16 protein-coding genes are annotated in these 20,200 nt (G+C 72.8%); 12 read left to right on the top strand and 4 right to left on the bottom strand.

Translation table 11 applies throughout. The features are described 5' to 3' along the window. The 3 genes from folK to VHW64_RS02295 all read left to right on the top strand — a co-directional run bounded on the left by folK (position 1) and on the right by VHW64_RS02295 (position 1,766). Complete coding sequence (folK, locus tag VHW64_RS02305; protein ID WP_329648886.1) at positions 1-573, top strand: 2-amino-4-hydroxy-6-hydroxymethyldihydropteridine diphosphokinase; 573 nt, start codon at positions 1-3, stop codon at positions 571-573. Positions 574-653: 80 nt separating this feature from the next. Next, complete coding sequence (locus VHW64_RS02300; protein ID WP_329648885.1) at positions 654-1,157, top strand: DUF3180 domain-containing protein; 504 nt, start codon at positions 654-656, stop codon at positions 1,155-1,157. Positions 1,158-1,166: 9 nt separating this feature from the next. Continuing rightward, complete coding sequence (locus VHW64_RS02295) at positions 1,167-1,766, top strand: hypothetical protein (protein WP_329648884.1); 600 nt, start codon at positions 1,167-1,169, stop codon at positions 1,764-1,766. Positions 1,767-1,975: 209 nt separating this feature from the next. Here VHW64_RS02295 and VHW64_RS02290 read toward each other — a convergent pair whose 3' ends face one another. Then, positions 1,976-3,037, bottom strand: coding sequence for an ABC transporter ATP-binding protein (locus tag VHW64_RS02290; protein WP_414690437.1), 1,062 nt, complete (start codon positions 3,035-3,037; stop codon positions 1,976-1,978). Between the two features lie 4 nt (positions 3,038-3,041). On the opposite strand from VHW64_RS02290, the gene VHW64_RS02285 reads away from it, so the two are divergent. The 4 genes from VHW64_RS02285 to VHW64_RS02270 all read left to right on the top strand — a co-directional run bounded on the left by VHW64_RS02285 (position 3,042) and on the right by VHW64_RS02270 (position 8,529). Beyond that, positions 3,042-3,752 carry an ABC transporter permease gene (locus VHW64_RS02285; RefSeq protein ID WP_329648883.1) on the top strand — a complete coding sequence of 237 codons (711 nt, stop codon included), beginning with the start codon at positions 3,042-3,044 and terminating at the stop codon, positions 3,750-3,752. Continuing rightward, the gene (locus VHW64_RS02280) at positions 3,749-4,492 is read left to right on the top strand and encodes an ABC transporter permease (protein ID WP_329648882.1); all 744 of its coding nucleotides are present in this window, start codon (positions 3,749-3,751) and stop codon (positions 4,490-4,492) included. The genes VHW64_RS02285 and VHW64_RS02280 overlap by 4 nt, the downstream gene beginning before the upstream one ends. A gap of 80 nt (positions 4,493-4,572) precedes the next feature. Continuing rightward, positions 4,573-5,526 (top strand): ABC transporter substrate-binding protein, encoded by a 954-nt coding sequence (locus VHW64_RS02275; protein WP_329648881.1) that lies wholly within the window; start codon positions 4,573-4,575, stop codon positions 5,524-5,526. A gap of 18 nt (positions 5,527-5,544) precedes the next feature. Further along, entirely contained in the window at positions 5,545-8,529 is a 2,985-nt protein-coding gene (locus tag VHW64_RS02270; RefSeq protein ID WP_329648880.1) for a bifunctional glycosyltransferase/CDP-glycerol:glycerophosphate glycerophosphotransferase, read from the top strand. Positions 8,530-8,548: 19 nt separating this feature from the next. Here the strand turns inward: VHW64_RS02270 and VHW64_RS02265 are convergent, their stop codons facing one another. The 3 genes from VHW64_RS02265 to VHW64_RS02255 form a co-directional block, all read right to left on the bottom strand. Beyond that, a complete protein-coding gene (locus VHW64_RS02265) occupies positions 8,549-12,184 on the bottom strand; it encodes a bifunctional glycosyltransferase/CDP-glycerol:glycerophosphate glycerophosphotransferase (protein WP_329648879.1) in 3,636 nt (1,211 codons plus the stop codon). Positions 12,185-12,400: 216 nt separating this feature from the next. Continuing rightward, complete coding sequence (locus tag VHW64_RS02260; RefSeq protein WP_329648878.1) at positions 12,401-13,858, bottom strand: bifunctional cytidylyltransferase/SDR family oxidoreductase; 1,458 nt, start codon at positions 13,856-13,858, stop codon at positions 12,401-12,403. Beyond that, the gene (locus tag VHW64_RS02255) at positions 13,855-14,898 is read right to left on the bottom strand and encodes a sulfotransferase family protein (protein ID WP_329648877.1); all 1,044 of its coding nucleotides are present in this window, start codon (positions 14,896-14,898) and stop codon (positions 13,855-13,857) included. Before VHW64_RS02255 ends, VHW64_RS02260 begins: the two co-directional genes overlap by 4 nt. A 118-nt stretch (positions 14,899-15,016) precedes the next feature. On the opposite strand from VHW64_RS02255, the gene VHW64_RS02250 reads away from it, so the two are divergent. The 5 genes from VHW64_RS02250 (at position 15,017) to VHW64_RS02230 (ending at position 20,177) form a co-directional block, all read left to right on the top strand. After that, the gene (locus VHW64_RS02250) at positions 15,017-16,222 is read left to right on the top strand and encodes a hypothetical protein (RefSeq protein ID WP_329648876.1); all 1,206 of its coding nucleotides are present in this window, start codon (positions 15,017-15,019) and stop codon (positions 16,220-16,222) included. Continuing rightward, positions 16,219-17,418, top strand: a complete 1,200-nt coding sequence (locus VHW64_RS02245) for a hypothetical protein (RefSeq protein ID WP_329648875.1) — start codon at positions 16,219-16,221, stop codon at positions 17,416-17,418. Before VHW64_RS02250 ends, VHW64_RS02245 begins: the two co-directional genes overlap by 4 nt. Positions 17,419-17,599: 181 nt before the next feature. Next, on the top strand, positions 17,600-18,514 hold the full coding sequence (locus VHW64_RS02240; protein ID WP_329648874.1) for a Rossmann-like and DUF2520 domain-containing protein: 915 nt from the start codon (positions 17,600-17,602) through the stop codon (positions 18,512-18,514). Then, positions 18,511-19,395, top strand: coding sequence for a pantoate--beta-alanine ligase (gene panC, locus VHW64_RS02235; protein ID WP_329648873.1), 885 nt, complete (start codon positions 18,511-18,513; stop codon positions 19,393-19,395). Before VHW64_RS02240 ends, panC begins: the two co-directional genes overlap by 4 nt. Further along, positions 19,392-20,177: a type III pantothenate kinase gene (locus VHW64_RS02230; protein ID WP_329648872.1), complete on the top strand. Its 786-nt coding sequence runs from the start codon at positions 19,392-19,394 to the stop codon at positions 20,175-20,177. Before panC ends, VHW64_RS02230 begins: the two co-directional genes overlap by 4 nt. The last annotated feature ends 23 nt before the right edge of the window (positions 20,178-20,200 follow it).

Raw genomic sequence — 20,200 nt, 5'->3', positions numbered from 1 at the left:
GTGACCGAGACGCCCAACCCCAACATCGTCGACGCCGACACCCTCACCGGCGAGATGCGCCCGATCCGGCGCGCCGTGATCTCCCTCGGCTCCAACCTGGGGGAGCGCCTGACCAGCCTCCAGGGCGCGGTCAACGCCCTGGCCGACACTCCCGACGTGTGGATCACGGGCGCCTCGCCCATCTACGAGACCGAGCCGGTCGACGCTCCGGCCGGGTCGGAGAGCTTCCTGAACGCCGTGGTCCTGCTGGACACCACGCTGGCCGCGAGTCGCCTGCTCGACCGGGCACATGCGATCGAGGACGCCTTCGGGCGCGAGCGCGCGGAGGGCGACCACCACGCACCCCGCACCCTCGACGTTGACGTCATCGTGGTCGGCGATCGTCGTCGTGACGACGACCGGATGCAGCTGCCCCACCCCCGCGCCGGCGAGCGGGCCTTCGTCCTCCAGCCGTGGTACGACATGGAGCCGGACGCCGAGATCCCGGGCGTCGGCGCGATCGCGGACCTGTTGGAGAAGTGCGACCGCAGCGGGCTCGTCCGTCGAGACGACCTGTCCCTGACGGTCCAGTGAGCCCGGTTCCGGCAGGGTTGCGTGGGCCGGGCCGCATGAGCCTGGGGTGAGGTCGAGGGTGAGCCGACCGTGAGCAGACGGTGAGCACCGACTCCGAGCCGCCCGACGGGCGCGAGCCTGAGCCCGAGGGCCGGCTGCGACCCATGAGCCCGGCCGGCCTGTGCATCCTCGGCGTGGCCGGGCTGGTGGCCGGCTGGGTGTTCCACCAGGTCACCGACACCGCGACGTCGGTGCCTCCGCAGGTGCCGTGGGTGCAGCCCCTGGGGCTGTTCCTGGTGGCGTGCATCCTGCTCGGGACCGCCTGGTCCACGCGCCGTACCATCGCCCAGCAGCCGGCCCGCCTGTCGCCGCACCAGGCCGTCAACCGGCTCGTCCTGGCCCGCGCCTGTGCCTACGTCGGGGCGCTCGCGGCCGGTGTCTACATCGGGTACGCCGTCAGCTGGCTCGGCGTCAGCAGCAGCGACATGGCTGGTCAGCGGGCCTTTCGGGCCGCCTGCGCGGGCGTCGCGGGCCTGCTGATCGTGGTCGGAGGGCTGTTGCTCGAGCGCGCGTGTCGCGTCCCTCCCACGGGTGAAGCGCCCTAGCCTGACCCCATGTCTTCCCCACAGGCACGTCGTAGGCTGCGCAGCGCCCGTTTGGCGCTCGCGGCCACCCTGCTCGTCACCGCGGCGGTCGTCGTTCTCGGCGCCGTCCTCAGCGCATCCGGACTCTTCGAGTCGGTCGCTGCCGTCCTTGCCGTCGTCCTCGGGACCGTCGCGGTCTGGATCGTCCACTCCGGGCTGGTCCTGGCGCGCCGTGAGGCCACGGCCGACCGCGCCCGCCAGGCCCAGGGCTACCGCGAGCTCACCGAGGCGCGCACCCGCGAGAACTCCGAGTTCATCGCCGCCATGCAGACGCGGACCTCCCGCGCCGAGGGCGCCGTCACCGAGCTCGAGTCGGCCGTCGTCGCCTCGCAGGGGCGTGCGGCGGACGCGATGCGTCGCCTCACCGCCGAGGAGCGCCGCGCGGAGCTCGCCGAGACCGAGGGCAGCCGGCTCGCGGTCGCCCTGGAGGACTCCGAGGAGCGCGCCGCCGAGGCCATCGTCCGCGTCGCCGAGCTCGAGGACGAGAACGGCGTCCTGCGTACCGAGAACGACGTCCTCCGCTCCGACCTCGACGCCGCCTCCTGGCAACCCCACGTCAAGCACGCCTGAAGACACGCCCAAGACCCGCCGACTCGGCGCATAGGTACAGCCAAATCACGCCGACTCGGCGCATGGGTACAGCCAAACCACGCCGACTCGGCGCATGGGTACAGCCAAACCACGCCGAGTCGTCATATGCCGAGTCGGCGTGGATCGGGCGTCTCTTTGTGCCGAGTCGGCGTGGATCGGGCGTCTCTTTGTGCCGAGTCGGCGTGATCTCAGGACGCGTCGGCGTCGGCGAGGCTGGCGCGGAGGGCGCGGTGGATGCCGGCGGGGGTGAGGACGCCGACGAACTGGTTGTCCGCCCTGACCCCCACCATCGGCTTGTCGTCGCGCAACAGCACGGCCAGCGCGTGCTCCAGGGTCGAGTCGAGGTCGATGGCCGCGCCCAGATCGCCGGTCGCGACACCGTCGAGCGGCTCGAGGTGGGCCCGGTCCAGCTTGGTCACGGTGAGCCGCCGCAGGCCCGCGGTCGAGCCGACGAAGTCGGCGACGAAGTCGTCGGCGGGATGGCCGAGCAGCTCTGCCGGCGTCCCGAACTGCGCGAGGTGACCGCCCTGCGCCATCACCGCGACCCGATCGCCCATCTTCACCGCCTCGTCGATGTCGTGGGTGACCAGCACGACGGTCTTGCCCAGGTCCTCCTGGAGTCGGAGGAACTCGTCTTGGAGCCGAGCCCGTACGACGGGGTCGACGGCCGCGAACGGCTCGTCCATCAGCAGCACCGGCGGGTCGGCCGCCAGGGCCCGGGCAACGCCGACGCGCTGCTGCTGGCCGCCGGAGAGCTGGTGGGGATACCGGTCGGCGTACTTCGCCGGCTCGAGTCCGACCAGGTCAAGCAGCTCGCGGGCGCGCTCCCGTGCCTGCGCCTTCGGGGTACCGATCAACGACGGGACGGTGGCGACGTTCGTGACGATCCTCTGGTGCGGGAAGAGCCCGATCTGCTGGATGACGTAGCCGATCCGGCGACGTAGCCGGACGGGGTCCTCGGAGGTGACGTCGCGACCCTCGAGGAAGATGCGTCCGCTGGTCGGCTCGATCAGCCGGTTGATCATCTTCAGGGTCGTGGACTTCCCGCACCCGGACGGGCCGACCAGGCAGACGACCTCGCCGGCGGCGATCTCCAGGTCGAGCTCGTGGACGGCGACCGTCCCGTCGGCGTACTTCTTGCCGACGCCCACGAGCCGGATCATCGCCTCGGCCGAACCGCCGCTGCTGCTGCCGGGACCCCCTGGAACGTGCGCGGGCTCCTGCTCCCCGGAGGGGGCGGTAGCGTTCATGTCCGTGACCCTACTCGTGGCACAGGGAATCTCGATCCAGCCCAGCTGCTACAGCCGGCTCGTGAACAAGTGGTACTGCACGTCGTACCTCAAGGACCGGCACGGCGACCTGACCAGCGCTCTGTCCCAGCACCTGGAGATCACCGCCTGGTCGATGGTGATCGGGATCCTGATCGCCTTCCCGATGGCTCTGCTCGCCCGCCGGCTGCCGCGCCTCCAGGGCCTGGTCCTCGGCACGAGCACGATGCTGTACACGATCCCGAGCATCGCGCTCTTCCCGATCCTGGTGCCGTTCACCGGCATCAGCATGAAGACCGTCGTGATCGGCCTCGCGCTGTACGCCCTGACGATCCTGGTGCGCAGCATGCTGGCCGGTCTGGCCGGCGTCCCCGAGGAGGTGCGGGAGTCTGCGACCGGGCTCGGCTACGGCCGGCTCCGCCTGCTGTTCAGCGTCGAGCTGCCGCTGGCACTGCCGGTGATCATGGCCGGCATCCGGGTCGCGACGGTCTCGACGGTCGCGCTGACCACCGTGGGCACCCTGGTGTCGTACGGCGGGCTGGGCAACCTGATCGCGGACGGCGTGCAGAACGACTTCAAGGCCGAGATCCTCGCGGCCAGCGTGCTGTGCGTCGTCCTGGCGGTCGTCCTGGACGCCGTCATCGTCGGCGTGCAGTGGGCGGTCACGCCCTGGACCCATCGGAGGCAGTCGGCATGAGGACCTTCCGCGACTCCTGGCACTACCTCACCACCGGCTCCAACTGGGGCGGGTCGGAGGGGATGTGGCACCTGCTCGTCCAACAGCTGCTGCTCAGCGTCACCGCCCTGGTGGTGGCCATGCTCGTGGGCCTGACGCTGGCGCTCTGGCTGGGACACCTCGGCCGCGCCGGCTTCCTCGCGGTCAACGTGACCAACGTCGGCCGCGCGGTGCCGACGTTCGCGCTCCTGGCGATCCTGGTGACCCTGGACCACCCGGGCACCGGGATCTTCGGCCCGTACGGCCGGGCCGGGCTCGCGACCCTGATCGCATTGGCCCTCTTCGCACTGCCGCCGATCTTCACCAACGCCTACGTCGCGGTGCGCGAGGTCCCGGCACCGGTCAAGGAGTCGGCCACGGGCATGGGCATGACCGGGTCGCAGCGGTTCTGGCGGGTGGAGCTGCCGCTGGCGCTGCCGCTGGTCGTCTCCGGGGTCCGGCTGGCGCTGGTGCAGGTGTGGGCGACGGCCACCATCGCGGCCCTGGTCGCTGGCCCGGGGCTGGGCACGCTGATCACCCAGGGCTTCTACCGCACCGACTACCCCAAGGGCATCGCGGCGGCGTTCCTGGTCGCCGTGGTCGCGTTCGTGCTGGAGGTGGGGGGCGCTCTGGTCGAGCGCGCAGTGGACCCGAATCGTAAGGGAACCGCAACCCGAGCCCGCCCTTCCGGGGGTCGCACGGCCGACCTCGTTGGGACATGATGGCTTCTCCACGCCCTGGCACGAAGGGGGCACCGGACACGCGCGTCGTCAGCGACGCGGGACACAGAAGGTGAGATCCAATGCAGTCACGACGTCTTCTGGTCGGGGTGGTGGCGGCCAGTACGGCCGCCCTGCTGGCGGCCTGTGGCAGCTCAAACAGCAGTACCGGCACCGGACCCGGCTCCGGCGGCTCGAGCGGCTCGACCGACAAAGGGGTCGTGCGCATCTCGGGGCAGAACTTCACCGAGGCCGAGATCGTCGCCGACATGTACGCCGACGTCCTCCAGAAGGCCGGCTACACCCCGCAGGTGCACCTGGTCGGGACCCGCGACATCTACATGAAGATCTTCCCGAGCAAGGTCGACGTGGTGCCGGAGTACACCGGCGCGATCGTGGAGTTCCTCAACGGCACCTACAACGGCACCAACGCCAAGCCGATCACGGTCGCAGACCCGAACAAGACGATCCAGAAGGCGCAGGCGCTGCTGAAGAAGAAGGGCGCGACCCTGCTCGACCCATCGCCGGCAACCGACGCCAACGCCTTCTTCGTGACCAAGAAGTACTCCGAGGACAACAACGTCACCCAGCTGTCCGACCTCAAGGGCAAGTCGGTGACGCTGGCCGCGGCGCCCGACTGCAAGGGGCGCCTGGACTGCGAGGGCGGCCTGGCGTCGGCGTACGGCATCAAGGTCACCAAGATCCTGCCGCTGGGCTACGCATCGCAGCAGACCTACGACTCGGTCCTCAAGGGCGAGTCGCAGCTCGGGGAGACCAGCACGACCGACGGGACCCTGGCCAGCCAGGGCCTGGTGCTGCTCGCCGACGACCAGCACATCCAGCCGGCCGAGAACCTCGTGCCGCTGGTGTCGTCGTCGTTCCTCCAGGCCCACCAGGACGTCGCGGCTCCGCTCAACGCCCTGATGGCCAAGCTCACCACCGAGGACCTGACCAAGCTCAACGCGGACGTCTCGGTCAACCGCGCCAAGCCCGCGGATGTCGCGCAGCAGTGGCTCGAGCAGGCCGGTCTCCTCTGACTCACTAGAGTTCGGCGCATGCCGCCCGCCCGGTCCCGCGCTCGCGAGATCGGCCGGGCGGCATTGCGTCGTGTACCCGGCAGGGCGCGGGCGCGGTTGCTGGGGTCGATGGGCGGCCGGCTCGGCCTCGAGGGGGCCGAGACCGGGGTCGTCACGGTCGTCGTGGTGGCCGAGGAGGGCGACCGTGTCGAGGAGTGCCTGGCATCGGTCCGGGGACAGACCCACGCGCTGCTCGACGTCGTCGTCTGCCCGGTCGGGTCCGCGGCCTACGGGCTGCCCGACGACCCGCGCTTCCGAGCTGTGGCGGGGTCGCCGACGTCCTCCGACGCGCTGCGGGCCGGGATCGAGGCAGCGGGTGGGCGGTACGTCGTGCCGGTGCGCGGCTGCGACCAGCTGCTGCCGCAGGCCGTCTCGGCGCTCGCCGGCTCGCTGTCGCGCAGTCGCTCGAACCTCGCCACCGGTGTGCTGGAGCAGAGCGGCGAGCCGGAGCGATGGCTGGCGCACGCGCAGGCGGTGACGCACGAGGCGCCCGGCTGGGGACGACCCGCGACCCACCTGCTGGCGGGCGACCTGTCCCTGGCCAACAAGGCCCTCACCCGCCACCTGGCCCGCCGGCTGGCCCGCGAGACACCCCCGGCCGGGGGTGAGGACTGGCTCTGCTCGACCCGGCTGGCCGCGCTGCTCCCCGGGCTGACGCTCGACGTCGTGGACCGGCCGGTCGCCAGGTTCGCCTGGCAGCGCGGCCGTCGGGCGTACGGCGCGAGTCCCAGCCCGCTGCCCGGGCTCGGGCACTGGCTCGGGCTCCAACGCGCCGTCGTCGCCAGCGTCGGGGACGACGCCGCCTTCGCCGACGGCTGGCTGCGGCACTGGTACGACGTCCTCCTCCCACGGTTCGTGGCCGACGCCGAGCGAGCCGACGACGAGACCTGGAGGCGCCTGGTGGCCCTGAGCGCCGTGCCGGCCGAGATCCCCCTTCGCGCCGAGTCCAGGGGCCTGCTCGCCCTCGCCGCGGCAGACCGTCGTGCCGACGTCGAGGCACTGTCGGCGGAGCTGGACATGCTTCGCGGCGACATCCCCACCGAGCTCACCGAGGAAGGTCCGGCCGCTCGCTGGTCGTCGGTCGAGCTGCCGGTGCGCGAGCGGCTGCTGGCGGAGTCCGAGTCCCGCCTCCGGCTGCGCGTCGTGCGCACCAGCGCCAGCGACGAGGGCGGGCGCGCCGTCGACCTCTGGGCGCGCATCGAGGGCATCGACCTGGCCGAGCAGCCGGTGGCGGTCTCGGTGACGTTCGACGGCGAGAGCCTGCCGGCCCGCACGTCCGTCGACGCGACGGCGGAGCGCTGGGCCGGCGCCCGCTTCCAGTCGGCGGCCCGGGGCGCGGCCTCGGTCGTGGCGCCGGTGCAGGCCGGCCGCCTCCAGGTCTCGATGGAGGTGGGCGGCGTCCGCCGCGAGGCCGACGTGGAGCTCCCGCAGCGCCCACCCGAGGTGACCGGCGACGAGCCCGAGGTGCAGTCGGTGACGCTGGAGGGCGAGCTGCTCGTCGTCCGGCTGGACCGGCCCGCCGACGGGCTGCGGCTTCGCGGACCCGGCACCGACGTCCTCGGCGAGCCGCGTCGTGACGGGTCGGTGGTGTTCGACACCCGCCGCGACCACTACGGCCGGCAGGTCTGGCTGCCCACCGCCATCTACCACCTGCACGGGCCTGACGGCCTGTCCGCGACGGGCGCGTGGCGCGACTCCCTGCCGGTCGAGGTCGTCGGGGACCGGCACCGGCTGCGGGTGCTGCCCGGCGGGAGTGGGGACGGCGAGACCACGGCCGGCGAGCTGCACCTGGGCCCGCCGCGCGCCGACGACGAGCTCGGCGAGCACGGCCAGGAGGTCCTGCGAGCGGCGTACGCCGTCGACCCGCGGCGGGCGGATCCCCAGCTGTGGTACTTCGAGAGCTTTGCGGGCCGATCGGCCACCGACACCCCGCTCGCGGTCTACGACGAGCTCGTCCGGCGCGGCGGCGGGGTGCGGCCGGCCTGGGGGATCCTCGACCACGGTCACTGGGCCCCGCCGGGGGCGCGGGTGGTCGTGGTCGGCTCCCGCGAGTGGTACGACGTGCTGGGCACGGCGGGCGTGGTCGTCACCAACACCGAGCCCGAGCTGTGGTATCGCCGACGCCCCGACCAGCTCATGGTCCAGTGCTTCCACGGCTACCCCTCCAAGGCGATGGGCCGCTCGCAGTGGGAGGCCAGGCAGCTGCCGCCGCGCGCCGTGGCGAGGATGCGCCGCCGCAGCGTCGAGACCTGGGACCTGATCTCGACGCCGACACCGGCCATGACCGAGCTCTACCGCGAGCAGTACGGCTACGCCGGCCGGGCCGCCGAGCACGGGTACCCGCGCGACGACGCCCTGCGGAGCGCCGACGCCGAGGAGGTGCGCGCCACGGCCAGGCGCCGGCTCGGCGTCCGACCCGACCAGACCGCGGTGCTCTACGCGCCGACGTGGCGTGACCATCTCGCGAGCAGGCCCCGCGCGGCGGCGATGTCGGAGCATCTCGACGTCGATGCGGCGGCCGCCGCGCTGGGTGAGGGCCATGTGCTGCTGGTGCGCGGGCATCGCTTCCACCGACCGGGGCCGTCTCGGCGCGGCGTGGTGGATGTGACCGACCACCCGGAGGTCAACGAGCTGATCCTCGCCTCCGACGTCGCCGTGCTCGACTACTCGTCCCTCCGGTTCGACTACGCCCAGACCGGCAAGCCGATGGTGTTCCTGGTGCCGGACCTCGCGGACTACACCGCGGGGGTGCGCGGCTTCCTGTTCCCGTTCGAGGACACCGCACCCGGCCCGTTCGTCGCGACGACGGGCGAGGTGGTCGCCGAGGTCGCAGACGTGGGTGCGCTCGCCGCGGCCTGGTCGGCGCGGGTCGGGGCCTTCGACGCGACGTACAACCCCCACCAGGACGGCCACGCCTCGGCCCGCCTCCTCGACGCCGTTGAGTCGGCCCTCCGGGCTCGTTGAGCGAGCCCGGAGGGCCAGCTCAACGAGGGCGGAAGACGGCGTCGACGAGGCGGGCGGAGGCGTGGCCGTCGTCGAGGTCGGCGTAGTCGCGCCGGAACGTCGCCCGGGCCGCGGCGGTACGCCGGGTCAGGCCGGCGAGGTCGCGAACCAGCGCGATCACCTCGCGCGTCGTGGCGACCTGCGGCCCGGGCGCCGTCGGGCCGAAGGGGATCACGCCGCCGCGCACCGCGTCGTACTTCTCCAGGTCGGGCACCAGGAAGATCATCGGCCTGTCGACCAGCGCGTAGTCGAAGCGCAGCGAGGAGTAGTCGAGGACGGCCGCGTCCGAGGCCAGGATCAGGTCGTTGATGTCGGGGTGGCCGGTGACGTCGACGATGTGCGCGCCGCCCTCGTGACGCCCGCCGGCCCGGGCGTTGAAGGCGTGCCCCCGCACCAGGAACGTGTACGACGGACCCAGCTCGCGGGCCGCCCGGTCGACGTCGAAGAAGTCGATCCGCTCGGCTGCCATGTCGTCGGCCGACATGTAGTCGCGGAACGTCGGCGCGTACATCACGACCCGTTGACCGTCGGCGATGCCGAGCACCTTGCGGACGCGGTCGCGGATCGTCGGCGCCTCGTCCGACTGGAGGATGTCGTTGCGCGGGTAGCCGATCTCGAGGATCTTCGGAGTCGCGCCGGCCGGGTCGAGGAACGCGGCCCGGAGCAGCGGCGTGGCGTACGTCGCGGGCGAGACGAAGTAGTCCCAGGCCCGGGCGCGCCGGTCGAAGCTGTTGATCTGACCGGCCGGGAAACCGCCCTTCTCCCACCATTCGTGACCCATCACCTTGTACGGGTAGCCGTGCATGGTCTGGATCAGGACCTGCCCGCGCGGCTTCTCGTACCACTCCGGCTGGTGGACGTTGACCATCACGTAGCGCGAGGTCGCCAGCGCCTCGTGCCACTCCGGCGTGCCCTCGACGAGGCCGATGCCACCCTCGGGCACCGGCACCGAGCGGTCGCGCACCGACCAGTAGCGGGTCAGGGAGGAGCCGCGCCGACCGAGCTCGTGGTGGACCCCGAGCATGTTGCAGTTGGCGACCTCGCTGTAGAGCGCCCGGAAGAACACGCTGTCCGCCGTCGCCTCCTCGACCTTGGCCTGGTTGCGCAGGCGGAACTGGTTGCGCTGGCCGCGGACGTCGTCGGCCAGCGGCTCCTGCACGTTGAGAGTGAGCATCGGGGGCCGGTTCGCCACGACCTCGACCAGGCTCCGGAAGAGCGTCGTGTGCTCGTCGGCCGGAAGCCGGTCGAGCAGCGGCGAGGACGGCGTGATCGGGAGGTCCTGCTCGCGGTCGTCTCCCGCCGCGCGCAGCAGCACGCCGTAGCGGTTGCGCGGCAGCGCGAGGCCGTCGTACCCCCAGCGTGGGCCCACCAGCGGGAAGGTCAGCGTGTAGGCGCCGTCGCGCTCGCGCCGCATCTCGCCCGGCACCTCCAGGTCGAGGCTGGACAGCGTCGGGGTGTACGCCGAGAGGTTGCCGGTGGCGTGGACCTGCACGGTCAGCGTCTCGTCGGTGAGGGCGTACGACGTGGCGACCGGTACGAGGTCCATCACCTCCAGCTCGCCGCCCTTGCCGCGGGTGAGCCGCCGCGGGCGCCCGGGCCCGGCGACCACGGCGGGCGAGGTGTCCGTCGAGGGCGGCGCGAGCAACGGCGTCCACCGGCCGTCTCGCTGACGCACCCGGATCCGCAGCGGCCGCGTCACCGCGCCGTACGACGTGGTGTTGGACCTGGGCGTCGGCAGCGCGGCGAGGTCGAGGCGCACCCGCCACTCGCCGTCGTGACCCGTGGGCTCCGGGGTGGCGGTGAGCAGCTCGCGGCGTTCGGAGTCGATGTGGTTGACCACGACCCGATCGGGGGAGCCGGCCCGGAACACGATCGTCGCGGTGCCCTCGGCGGAGACCTCCTGCGAGACGGCGTACGTCGGGTGGTGGACGACGCGGACGACGGACTGTCGCTCGTCGCCGCGCTGCACGGTGTGGGCGACACCACCGGGGCTCACCTGGGTCTGCTGCACCGACGACGAGCCGGCCATCGAGATGTCGCGCAGCCGCGAGGTGCGGCGCACCCCCGCCGCGGTCATCGTGACCTCGAGGGACCACTCCTGCTCGCGGTCGGCCGGGATCTGGTCGACCGGGACCTTGGCGCGCCACCCGCCGAGGCGGTAGTTGCAGTGCCAGTGCACCGCGAGCACGTCGACCCGCGGCTCGTCGTACAGCTCGGTCTCGAGCGGGATCCGGGTCGCGCCGTCCGCGGAGACCAGCTCCAGGAGCGCCTCGGGCGGGTTGGCCTCCAGGTCGATGTTGCGGATGTAGGACCATCCCGCGACGGTCAGCTCGTCGTCTTTCCAGACCACCCGCATCAGCCGGCTCACCAGCTCCAGCTGCGCGTCGGAGAGGATGGTGACGTCGTCGGGCAGACCCTCGGTCAGGGGGAGCTCGACGCGGATGCCTTCCGGGGATCGGCGCGTGGCGAAGCGCTTGGGGTCGCCGCCCCAGTTCTCGATGTACTCCACGGCCGCATCGCGTCGGCCGCCGGCGATCAGCTCGACCAGCACCTTGTCCTGCGCGCCGACGCTGTGCACGAACTCCTCGCGCGAGACCCGGCCCACCAGGTCGAGGACGGCCTCGCGCAGCAGGCTCCAGAACTCCTCCCCGCCCTTGACGAGGTGCCGGGTGAAGAACGTCATGTTGAACGAGATCAGCTGCAAGGCCCGGATCTGGACAGCGCGCTCCTTGCCGGCCTCGCGCAGCGCCTCGAACGACGCGGCGACGGAGTCGCTGTGCGCGGCGAGGTTGCGGGACGACCACGCGCTCTGCGAGATCGACGAGCGGTCGTTGCGGATCCGCCACGACACCGAGATTTCCGGGACGACGTCGAACGCCCGGGCCCGGGCGAACGCCGCGGCGCTGACCGGCTGGTCCTCGTAGATCCGCCCCTCGGGGAAGCGGAGGCCGGCGCGGTCCCAGAACCCCCGGCGGTAGGTCTTGCTCCACGCGACGGCGTTGACCATGGCCTCGGGGTAGGAGTCGAGGTCGACGCCGAGGCGACGACGCGCGTGAGCCGCGCGGATCCAGGTGCCCGCGGGCACCCGCCGTACACCCTCGAGCCGGTCGTAGCAGGAGAGCACGAAGTCGGACCCCGACTCGCTGAGGGCCTCGATCGCACTGGTGTACGCCTCGGGGGTCACCACGTCGTCGGAGTCGACGAACGTGAGGAACTCACCGCGGGCATGGTCGATGCCGGTGTTGCGGGCGGCGCTCAGCCCGCCGTTCTCCCGGGTGACGACGCGGACTCGCAGGTCGCGGCGCGCGTGACGTCGGGCGATCTCACCGCTGCGGTCGGGGCTCCCGTCGTCCACCACGATGATCTCGACCTCGCGGTAGGACTGGAACCGCAGTGAGACCAGGCACTCGTCGAGGAAGTCCTCGACCTGGTAGCACGGAACGACGATCGAGAGCAGGCCCGGAACGTAGCCGCGCCGGTGCAGCGCTCGCCGCGCCCGGATGCGAGCCCCGTCGCTGGCTCGGCGCGCGCGCTCGGGCGCGGTCCGGGCGAGACGCCTCACCCGGTCCAGGGGCGCGTTCGAGAGCCGGGCTGGGCGCGTGAGGCGGTTCTGCATCGGTCCCTAAGGTCGGTCCGGACGGCGAGGCCTCATGCTAACGGCGCGCGCCGCCCGCGGCCCAAGCGGAGGCGTGTCCCACCCCACCACCCGCGCGAGGTGGGAGCAACTCCTCCCACCTCGGGGCGCAACTCCTCCCACCTCGCCGCGCAACTCCTCCCACCTCGCGGCGCAACTCCTCCCACCTCGCGGGGGCGGGGGGTGGGGGGCGGGGGCTCAGCCCGGGGGCTGCGACTCCTCGACGACCGCGAGGGGGTCGAGCTTGCGGAGGTCGATGACGTGGCCGGTGCCGTCGGAGAGCAGGACGTCGATCGAGGCGCGGGCCACCGACGTGGAGTCGAGGAGGGAGTCGGGCGGCTCCTCGCCGAAGGCCTTGGTGCGCATCGGGGTGCCGGTGCGCTCGGGGTTCACGCAGTTGACGCGGACCCCGGACTCTGCCCACTCGTCGGCCAGGGCCTGGGTGAGGTTGACGACGGCCGCCTTCGCCGAGGAGTAGAGGCTGTAGCCGCTGCGACCCCGGGTGTAGCTGCTGGAGGTGAAGAGCAGCAGGCCGCCGCCCGTGCGTGCGAGATGGGGGTAGAACACCTGTGCGATGAAGACCGGCGCGAGGTAGTTCACCTCGGTGGCGGCGAAGATCGTCTCCTCGCTGGTCTCGAGCAGCGAGCCCCGGGGGAGGATGCCCGCGGTGGCGACGACGTAGTCGATCCGTCCGTGCTTCTCGACGACCTGCTCGGCCACGGCGACCAGGTCGGACCGGCGCTCGACGTGGGTGTTGGTCGAGGACCGGCTGAACGTCTCGACGATCGCGCCGTACTCGCGGGCGACCGTGGCGATGTCGGCGCCGATGCCGTAGCTGCCTCCGAGCACGACGAGAACCTTGCCGGCCAGCGCCGCGGCGTACTCCTCGAGGCTGTGCCCCTCGGGCACGTGGTCGCTGGTGAGCTGGAAGAGCTTGTCGGCCAGGAACACGTCGATCGGGTCGGTGATCTTGATGTTGCGCTCGTCGCCCGCCACCACCCAGATGGGGACGTCGGGCAGGTAGCGCAGGACGACGCCGCAGTCGTCGGTCGCGGTGAGCTCGGGGTCCTGCATGGCCGTCGCGTACGCCGCGCGGAGCACGGAGGCGCGGAACGCCTGCGGTGTCTGGCCGCGTCGCAGCGACGAGCGCCGCGGGATGTCGGCGATGGTGTTGCGCTCGGCGTCGACCTGGATGATCGTGTCGGCCGAGGGGATCGCGACGTCGACGGCGTCGTGGCTCTCGAGTGCGGTGAAGCAGTCGGTGATGATCCGCTCGCTGAGCAGCGGCCGCACGGCGTCGTGGAAGAGCACCGAGCACTCCGGCAGGGCGTCCAGGGCCCTCAGGCTGGTGTGGTTGCGGGTCTCGCCGCCCTCGATGATCGCGATCACCTTGTCGTAGCCGCCGCTCTTGACCATCTCGCGCACCGGGTCGAGGTGCCCCGGGGCCATCGTCACCAGGATCTGGTCGACCATCGGGTGGGCCTGCATCACGGCCAGGGTGTGCTCGAGGACGGTCCGGCCGGCGATCTTGAGCAGCTGCTTGGGGATGTCGAGGCCCAGGCGCGTGCCCACGCCGCCGCCCAGGATCACCGCCACCCGCGGTGTCGCGGCCCCGGTCGCGGCCCGGCTCACGGGCTCGCTCACGGGCTCGCTCACGACGTGGTCCTGCGGAGGCGCCCGACCGCGCGCTTGGCGATGCCGCCCACGCCCTGCGGCGGCTCGACCGCGGCTTGGCGCAGCTCCTCGCGCACGCGGCGTACCGCCTTGCGCCTCTCGCGCCGGGCGAAGGCTCCGGTGCGGGTGCGGGCGACGTCGAAGCACTCGTCGTAGTAGGCGCCCAGCTCGTCACGCAGGACGTCGAGCTCGCCGCGCGGCTCGCCCTGCTCCGGGGCAGGGACGCCGACCAGGCGGCCGTAGGCATCGTAGGTGCGCGTCGCGAGGTCGAGCACCCGGGCCGGGAGCTCCAGCTCGTCCCAGTCGGCGCTCGACCTGTGCAGGGTCGGGTCGACCAGGTCGCCCGCGTCGGCGAGCTGCTCCTGGCTGGCCTGCTCGAACAGGCCCATCCCGATCGTCGTGTCGGCGTGGCCGAGCGCCGCGCGCCAGTCCGCGAGGAGGTCGTCGTACCGCACGGTCGCGCGCGGCAGGTCGCGGGTGCGGACCTCGGTGCCGAGCATCATCGTCAGCCAGCCGATGACGCGGGTGGAGCTCTTGGTGCGCGTGCCGTAGGCGATCTCGCGCGAGCGCATGACCTCGGCGGGGTGCCGCAGCATCGTCGCCACCCGCATCTGCGCGCTCACCTTGACGGCCGCGGCGCGATGGAGCTGGAGGAACCACGCGAGCCTGGGGTCCTTGACCACCACGCGGTCGCTCTCGCCGAACTGCGCCTCGAGCCACTCCACGAGGGGATCGAGCGCCTTCGGGTCTCCCGCGAGCTCGTCGGTGAGGTCCCAGGCCTCGGGGCGACCGTCCTCGACGACCACGTCGACGGAGGACAGCAGGTCGTTGTGGTAGTCGACGAGCCAGCGTGGCTCACCGAAGCCACGGGGGTTCGAGCGGTTGGCGCTCACCTCCGGCTTGGGGATGTGAACGCCGAGCCGACCGGTCAGTCCGGTGAACAGACTCGTGCCGCTGCGTCCCGAGCCGGCGACGACCAGCAGCTGCCTGCCGCCCTGCCGCACCGAGGTCCCCTCGTCCATGAGGGAACTCTGTCACAGCCGGTTCCAGGCATCTCGACCGTGGGGAAGTCCCAGCTCGGCGGGACGGGTGGGACTGGCCCTAGACTTCCCAGCGCCCGAGGCGAGTGGAGGGATCGGCATGGTGACGCAGCCCGAGCTGCTTGCCGAGCGAGCGGTCCTGGTGCACATCGGTCCGTACAAGACGGGCACGACCGCCATCCAGACCAGCCTCCACGAGCACCGCCCGGACCTGCTCGAGCACGGCGTCACCTACCCCGGCCGCTACCACCGGCAGATGCGGCCGAGCTGGGCCCTGCTGGGGCGCAGCCGCGTGGGTGAGGCCCGGGTGCCGGCCCACGAGTGGGACGCGATGGCCGAGGAGGTACGGCGAGCCGCCGGGCGCGTCGTGATCAGCAGCGAGGACTTCGCCTCGGCCCGACCGGCGCAGGTCAGGCGGCTCGTCGACGAGCTCGGTGCCGACCGGGTGCACGTCCTGGTCGTCGCGCGCAGGCTCGACAAGCTCCTGCCGTCGGCCTGGCAGGAGCGCGTGAAGTCGGTCAACGAGACCCGCACCTACGACGCGTGGCTGCGCGAGGTGCTGGGTCCCGAGCGGGACGGCCGCGCGGCCCGGACGTTCTGGCACAACCATGGCCTGAGCTCGCTGATCGGGCGCTGGACCTCCGCTCTGCCCGCCGACCGGGTCATCGTGCTCGTCAACGACGAGGCCGACCGGCGGCTCCAGGCCGCGACCTTCGAGGCCCTGCTCGGCCTGCCCGAGGGGACCCTCACCCCGGGTCCGCACGCCAACACGTCGCTGTCGATGGAGCGCATCGAGCTGTGCCGGCAGGTCAACGTCGCCGCGCAGGCCCGAGGCTGGGTCGGCTCGCGCGCGCTGAACCGGCCGCGGCGGGCGCTGCTCGCCGGCCTGCGGTCCGCGCCGCTGGCGACGTTCGAGTCGCTGATCCCCCCGCTGCCGGCCTGGACCGGCCCACGCCTGGTCGAGCTCAGCGACGAGCGTGCGCGGTCGGTCGCGGAGTCCGGCGCCCGGGTCCTGGGCGACCCCGGCCTGCTCCGCTACGACGCCCCGCCCGACGCGCCGGACCTCGCGGACCCTCCCGTCGTCCTCCCGGCCGCCGCCGCGGCGTCGGCCATCGAGCACACCCTGGCCGGGGTTCTCGAGCGCCGGGCCCGGGCCCGGCGCCGGGCCGCCGCTCCTGCTCCGTCGCCCCGGCCCGACCCGCTCACGGGGGTGTCGAGCAGGGCCATCCTCCGCGAGCTGGCCCGGCGGCAGGCCGGCCGGCTCGGACGACTCCGGCCGACGTCGTCCGGGAAGGCGAGCGGGTGACCGCGCCGCCGGCCACCCTGCCCCCGGGGGCGGTCCTGCTGCACATCGGGCCCTACAAGACCGGGTCGACGGCCATCCAGCAGGCGCTGGCCGACCAGCGTGCGGCGCTGGCCGAGCACGGCGTCTACTACCCCGACGGGTGGCGCCGGCTGTTCCGCGAGGGCCACTCGCTGATGCAGTGGGCGCCGCGCGGGAAGTCCGTGCCGCCGGAGTCGGTGTGGGACGACTTCGCGGCCGGGATCCGCGCGCGGACCGAGCGCGTCTGCATCAGCACCGAGGACTTCGGCCGCCTGCGCAACGCCGACCGCGCCCACAAGATCGTCGCCGACCTCGGGCCCGACCGGCTGTACGTCCTGGCGGTCGCCCGCGCCTACCACCGACTGCTCCCGTCGCACTGGCAGGAGCGGGTCAAGAGCACCGAGACCCTGACCTATGACGCGTGGCTGCACGAGGTGCTGGAGGGCGACGACAGCCTGAACGCCCACCGCAGCTTCTGGACCTCCCACGACATCGAGCGGATGGCGACACACTGGCTGGACGTGCTGCCGGCCGAGCGGTTCACCGTCGTCGTCAGCGACGACTCCGACCGCCTCCTGCTCTCCGGGGTCTTCGAGCAGCTGCTGGGGCTCCCGGCCGGCCTGCTCGCCCCGCACGGCGGCGCCAACGCCTCGCTCAGCGGCGACGCCACCGAGGTCCTGCGCCGCGTCAACGAGGCGTTCGCCGCGCGCGGCTGGTCCGACCGCGACTACCGCGCTCTGGTGCGCCACGGCGTCGTCCGCGGTCTCCAGGACGCCGGCCGCTCGCCGTACGACGCCCCGATGCCGGGCCTGCCTGCCTGGGCCCGTCCGCTGGTGGCCGAGCGGAGCGAGCGCCGGGTCGCGGCGATCGCCGCACTCGGGCTCCGGGTCGTGGGCGACCCGTCACGCCTGCTGCCTCCTGACGAGGAGGAGGGCGACGATGACGGAGCCGGCACCGGCACCGGAACCGCGGCCGAGGCGACGGTGGCGGTGGAGACCGCGACAGCCGGGGTCGCGGGAGTCCTCGACGCCGCCCTGCGTGCGGCCGGGCGAGCAGCCGAGGCCCCGGCACAGCCGTCCCAGCCGCCACAGTCCCCGGCTGCGGGTCTCCCGGCCGTCCCGGGCCGGACGCTGGCCCGCGAGCTGGGCCGCCGCGCCCGACGCCGCCTCGACCGCTGAGCCGGAGGTCCCGGGCGCGAGATCGGAATGAGGACGGCGCGTCAACGTCGCCCACGTCACACGCCGGATCGCTACGTCGACTCCGGGCATACGGCGTAGATTCATGGGGTTCCACATCGTGTGGTACCCGTTCCGGCCCTCACCGAGGGTGGTCGGTGGGACCTGAACGCCGAGGAGCCTGATGTACCCACTCCGAGTGGGCGTGATCGGTGCCGGTCGCGTCGGTGCCGTGCTCGCCGCAGCGCTGCGCCGGCGCGGACACCTCGTCGTGTCGGTGGCCGGCGAGTCTGACGCCTCGCGGAGTCGCGCGGCGGCTCTGCTGCCCGGCGTCCCGCTGGCCAAGCCGACGGCGGTGGCCCGCGCCTGTGACCTGCTCCTCCTGACCGTGCCCGACGACATGCTCGACAACGTCGTCACCCAGCTCGCGGCGAGCGGGGCGATCCGCGCGGGCCAGTACGTCGTCCACACCAGCGGCAGCCACGGGCTCCGGATCCTCGAGCCGGCGGCGGAGCTGGGCGCGCGCCCGGTGGCTCTGCACCCGGCGATGACCTTCACCGGCACCTCCCGCGACCTCGGCCGCCTGGCCGACTGCGTCTTCGGGGTGACCGTCGGCGACGCGGAGCGCGCGTGGGCCACCGAGCTCGTCGCCGAGCTCGGTGGCTCGGTGATGTGGGTGCCGGAGGAGCTGCGCGGTCTCTACCACGCGGGCCTCGCCCACGGCGCCAACCACCTGGTCACCCTGGTCACCCAGGCGATGGAGCTGCTCGGCGCCGCCGGCGCCGTCGATCCCGCCGCGATCCTTCGGCCGCTCCTGGAGGCGGCGCTCGACAACGCCCTCGCCGACGGCGACACCGCTCTCACCGGTCCGATCGTCCGCGGAGACGTCAACACCGTGCAGGCCCACCTGAGCGAGATCGGGCGCACCGCCCCCGAGACCCTCCCGTCGTACGTCGCGCTGGCCCGGGCCACGCTCGACCGCGTCGTCACCGACGGGCGCGTGCTGCCGATCCGCGCGGCCGCGATCCGGCGGGTGCTCGACACCGCGGTCCGGCCGGCCGCGGCCGACCCGGCCGCACGCCGTACTCCGCTGCGGTGAGCGGATCTCTGCTCCTCGCGCCGACGCGCGAGGAGCTGGCCGCCGCGCTCGCGCCGTACCGCCGCTCGGGGGCGGAGGTCGGCGTCGTGACCACCATGGGTGCCCTCCACGAGGGCCACGCGAGGCTGCTCGGGGTCGCTCGGGAGCGGGTCGGCGAGGGGCCGTTGGTGGCGACGATCTTCGTCAACCCGCTCCAGTTCGGCGCCGGTGAGGACCTCGAGCGGTACCCGCGAACCCTGGAGTCGGACCTGGCCCTGTGCGAGCGCGAGGGCGTCGACGTCGTCTTCGCGCCCGCGGTGCATGAGGTCTATCCCGGTGGAGACCCGGTCGTGACCGTCGACGCCGGTCCGCTCGGCGACGAGCTCGAGGGCGAGTCGCGGCCCGGCCACTTCCGGGGGGTGCTGACCGTCGTGGCGAAGCTGTTCGGCCTGGTGCGCCCCGACGTCGCGGTGTTCGGCCAGAAGGACTACCAACAGCTGGTCCTCGTCGAGCGGATGGCTCGCGACCTGTGTCTGGGGGTCGAGGTCGTCGGTGCCGAGACGGTGCGCGGCGCCGACGGCCTGGCCCTGTCGAGCCGCAACCGGTTCCTGTCCGCGGCGCAGCGGGACCAGGCGACCGTCCTCAACCGGGCCCTGCGCGCCGCGCAGGACCGCGCGGCGCACGGCCTGCCCGCCGCGCGTTGGGCGGCGATGAGGGTCCTCGACGAGGTTCCCCAGACGGATCTCGACCTGGACTACCTCGCGATCCGCACTCCCCGGCTCGACGAGGTCACCGAGCTCCACCCGCGCGAGCCGGTGCCCGCGCGGATCCTGGTGGCAGCCCGGCTGGGTGGCACGCGACTGATCGACAACCTGCCGCTGACCCTCGGCGGCACCTCGTGACCGAGCCCGGACTCCTGCTGACCGCGAGCATCGGGAACGGCCACACCGGGCTCGGCCTGGTCCGCGGCGGCGTCGTGGAGGCCGACTGGCGGGTGGCCACGGTGGAGGGCCGGACGTCGGACGAGTGGGCCGTGCTGCTGCGCGGGCTGTTGGGTGAGCGCGAGCCGGAGCTGACGGGCATCGTCGTGGCCTCGACCGTCCCGGCGGTGCTCCGGGAGTGGCGCACCATGCTCGGGGGGCCGTTCGCCCACGTGCGGCAGGTCGTGGTCGAGCCGGGGGTCCGCACCGGCATCCCGGTGCTGACCGACAACCCGCGGGAGGTCGGGACCGATCGGATCGTCAACGCGCTGGCCGCCCTGACGCGCTTCGGCGGGCCCGTGGTCGTGGTCGACTTCGGCGGCACCGCCACGACCTTCGACGTGGTGAATTCGCAGGGTCAGTACGTCGGTGGGGCCATATCGGCGGGGATGGAGATATCACTGGCCGCCTTGGAGCGACGCGGAGCGCAATTGCGCATGGTCGAATTACGCCGTCCGCGCACCGTGATCGCGCGCAACACCGTGGAGGCTCTCCAGTCGGGAATGATCTTCGGCGTCGCGAGCATGGTCGACGGGATCGTGGCGCGCATGGTGAGCGAGCTCGGACTTGCGTCCGACACGGTGCCGGTGGTGGCGACCGGCTACCTCGCGCCGCTGGTCTACGACGAGTGCGCCTGCTTCACCGAGCATGACCCGTGGTTGACGCTACGCGGCCTCGAGCTGGTCTATCTGCGAAACGCCTGACCGAGGTCTTTATCGTCCCGATA

Source organism: Nocardioides sp. (genome assembly GCF_036267815.1).
Lineage (GTDB): Bacteria > Actinomycetota > Actinomycetes > Propionibacteriales > Nocardioidaceae > Nocardioides.
Note: the sequence above shows the minus strand (reverse complement) of the source record. Positions and strands in the feature narration are given on the sequence as shown.

Excerpts from the sequence above, each read along its gene's own strand:
- VHW64_RS02295 (WP_329648884.1), top strand. The coding sequence starts at position 1,167 with ATGTCTTCCCCACAGGCACGTCGTAGGCTGCGCAGCGCCCGTTTGGCG.
- VHW64_RS02290 (WP_414690437.1), bottom strand. The coding sequence starts at position 3,037 with ATGAACGCTACCGCCCCCTCCGGGGAGCAGGAGCCCGCGCACGTTCCA.
- VHW64_RS02280 (WP_329648882.1), top strand. The coding sequence starts at position 3,749 with ATGAGGACCTTCCGCGACTCCTGGCACTACCTCACCACCGGCTCCAAC.
- VHW64_RS02275 (WP_329648881.1), top strand. The coding sequence starts at position 4,573 with ATGCAGTCACGACGTCTTCTGGTCGGGGTGGTGGCGGCCAGTACGGCC.
- VHW64_RS02270 (WP_329648880.1), top strand. The coding sequence starts at position 5,545 with ATGCCGCCCGCCCGGTCCCGCGCTCGCGAGATCGGCCGGGCGGCATTG.
- VHW64_RS02265 (WP_329648879.1), bottom strand. The coding sequence starts at position 12,184 with ATGCAGAACCGCCTCACGCGCCCAGCCCGGCTCTCGAACGCGCCCCTG.
- VHW64_RS02255 (WP_329648877.1), bottom strand. The coding sequence starts at position 14,898 with ATGGACGAGGGGACCTCGGTGCGGCAGGGCGGCAGGCAGCTGCTGGTC.
- VHW64_RS02250 (WP_329648876.1), top strand. The coding sequence starts at position 15,017 with ATGGTGACGCAGCCCGAGCTGCTTGCCGAGCGAGCGGTCCTGGTGCAC.
- VHW64_RS02240 (WP_329648874.1), top strand. The coding sequence starts at position 17,600 with ATGTACCCACTCCGAGTGGGCGTGATCGGTGCCGGTCGCGTCGGTGCC.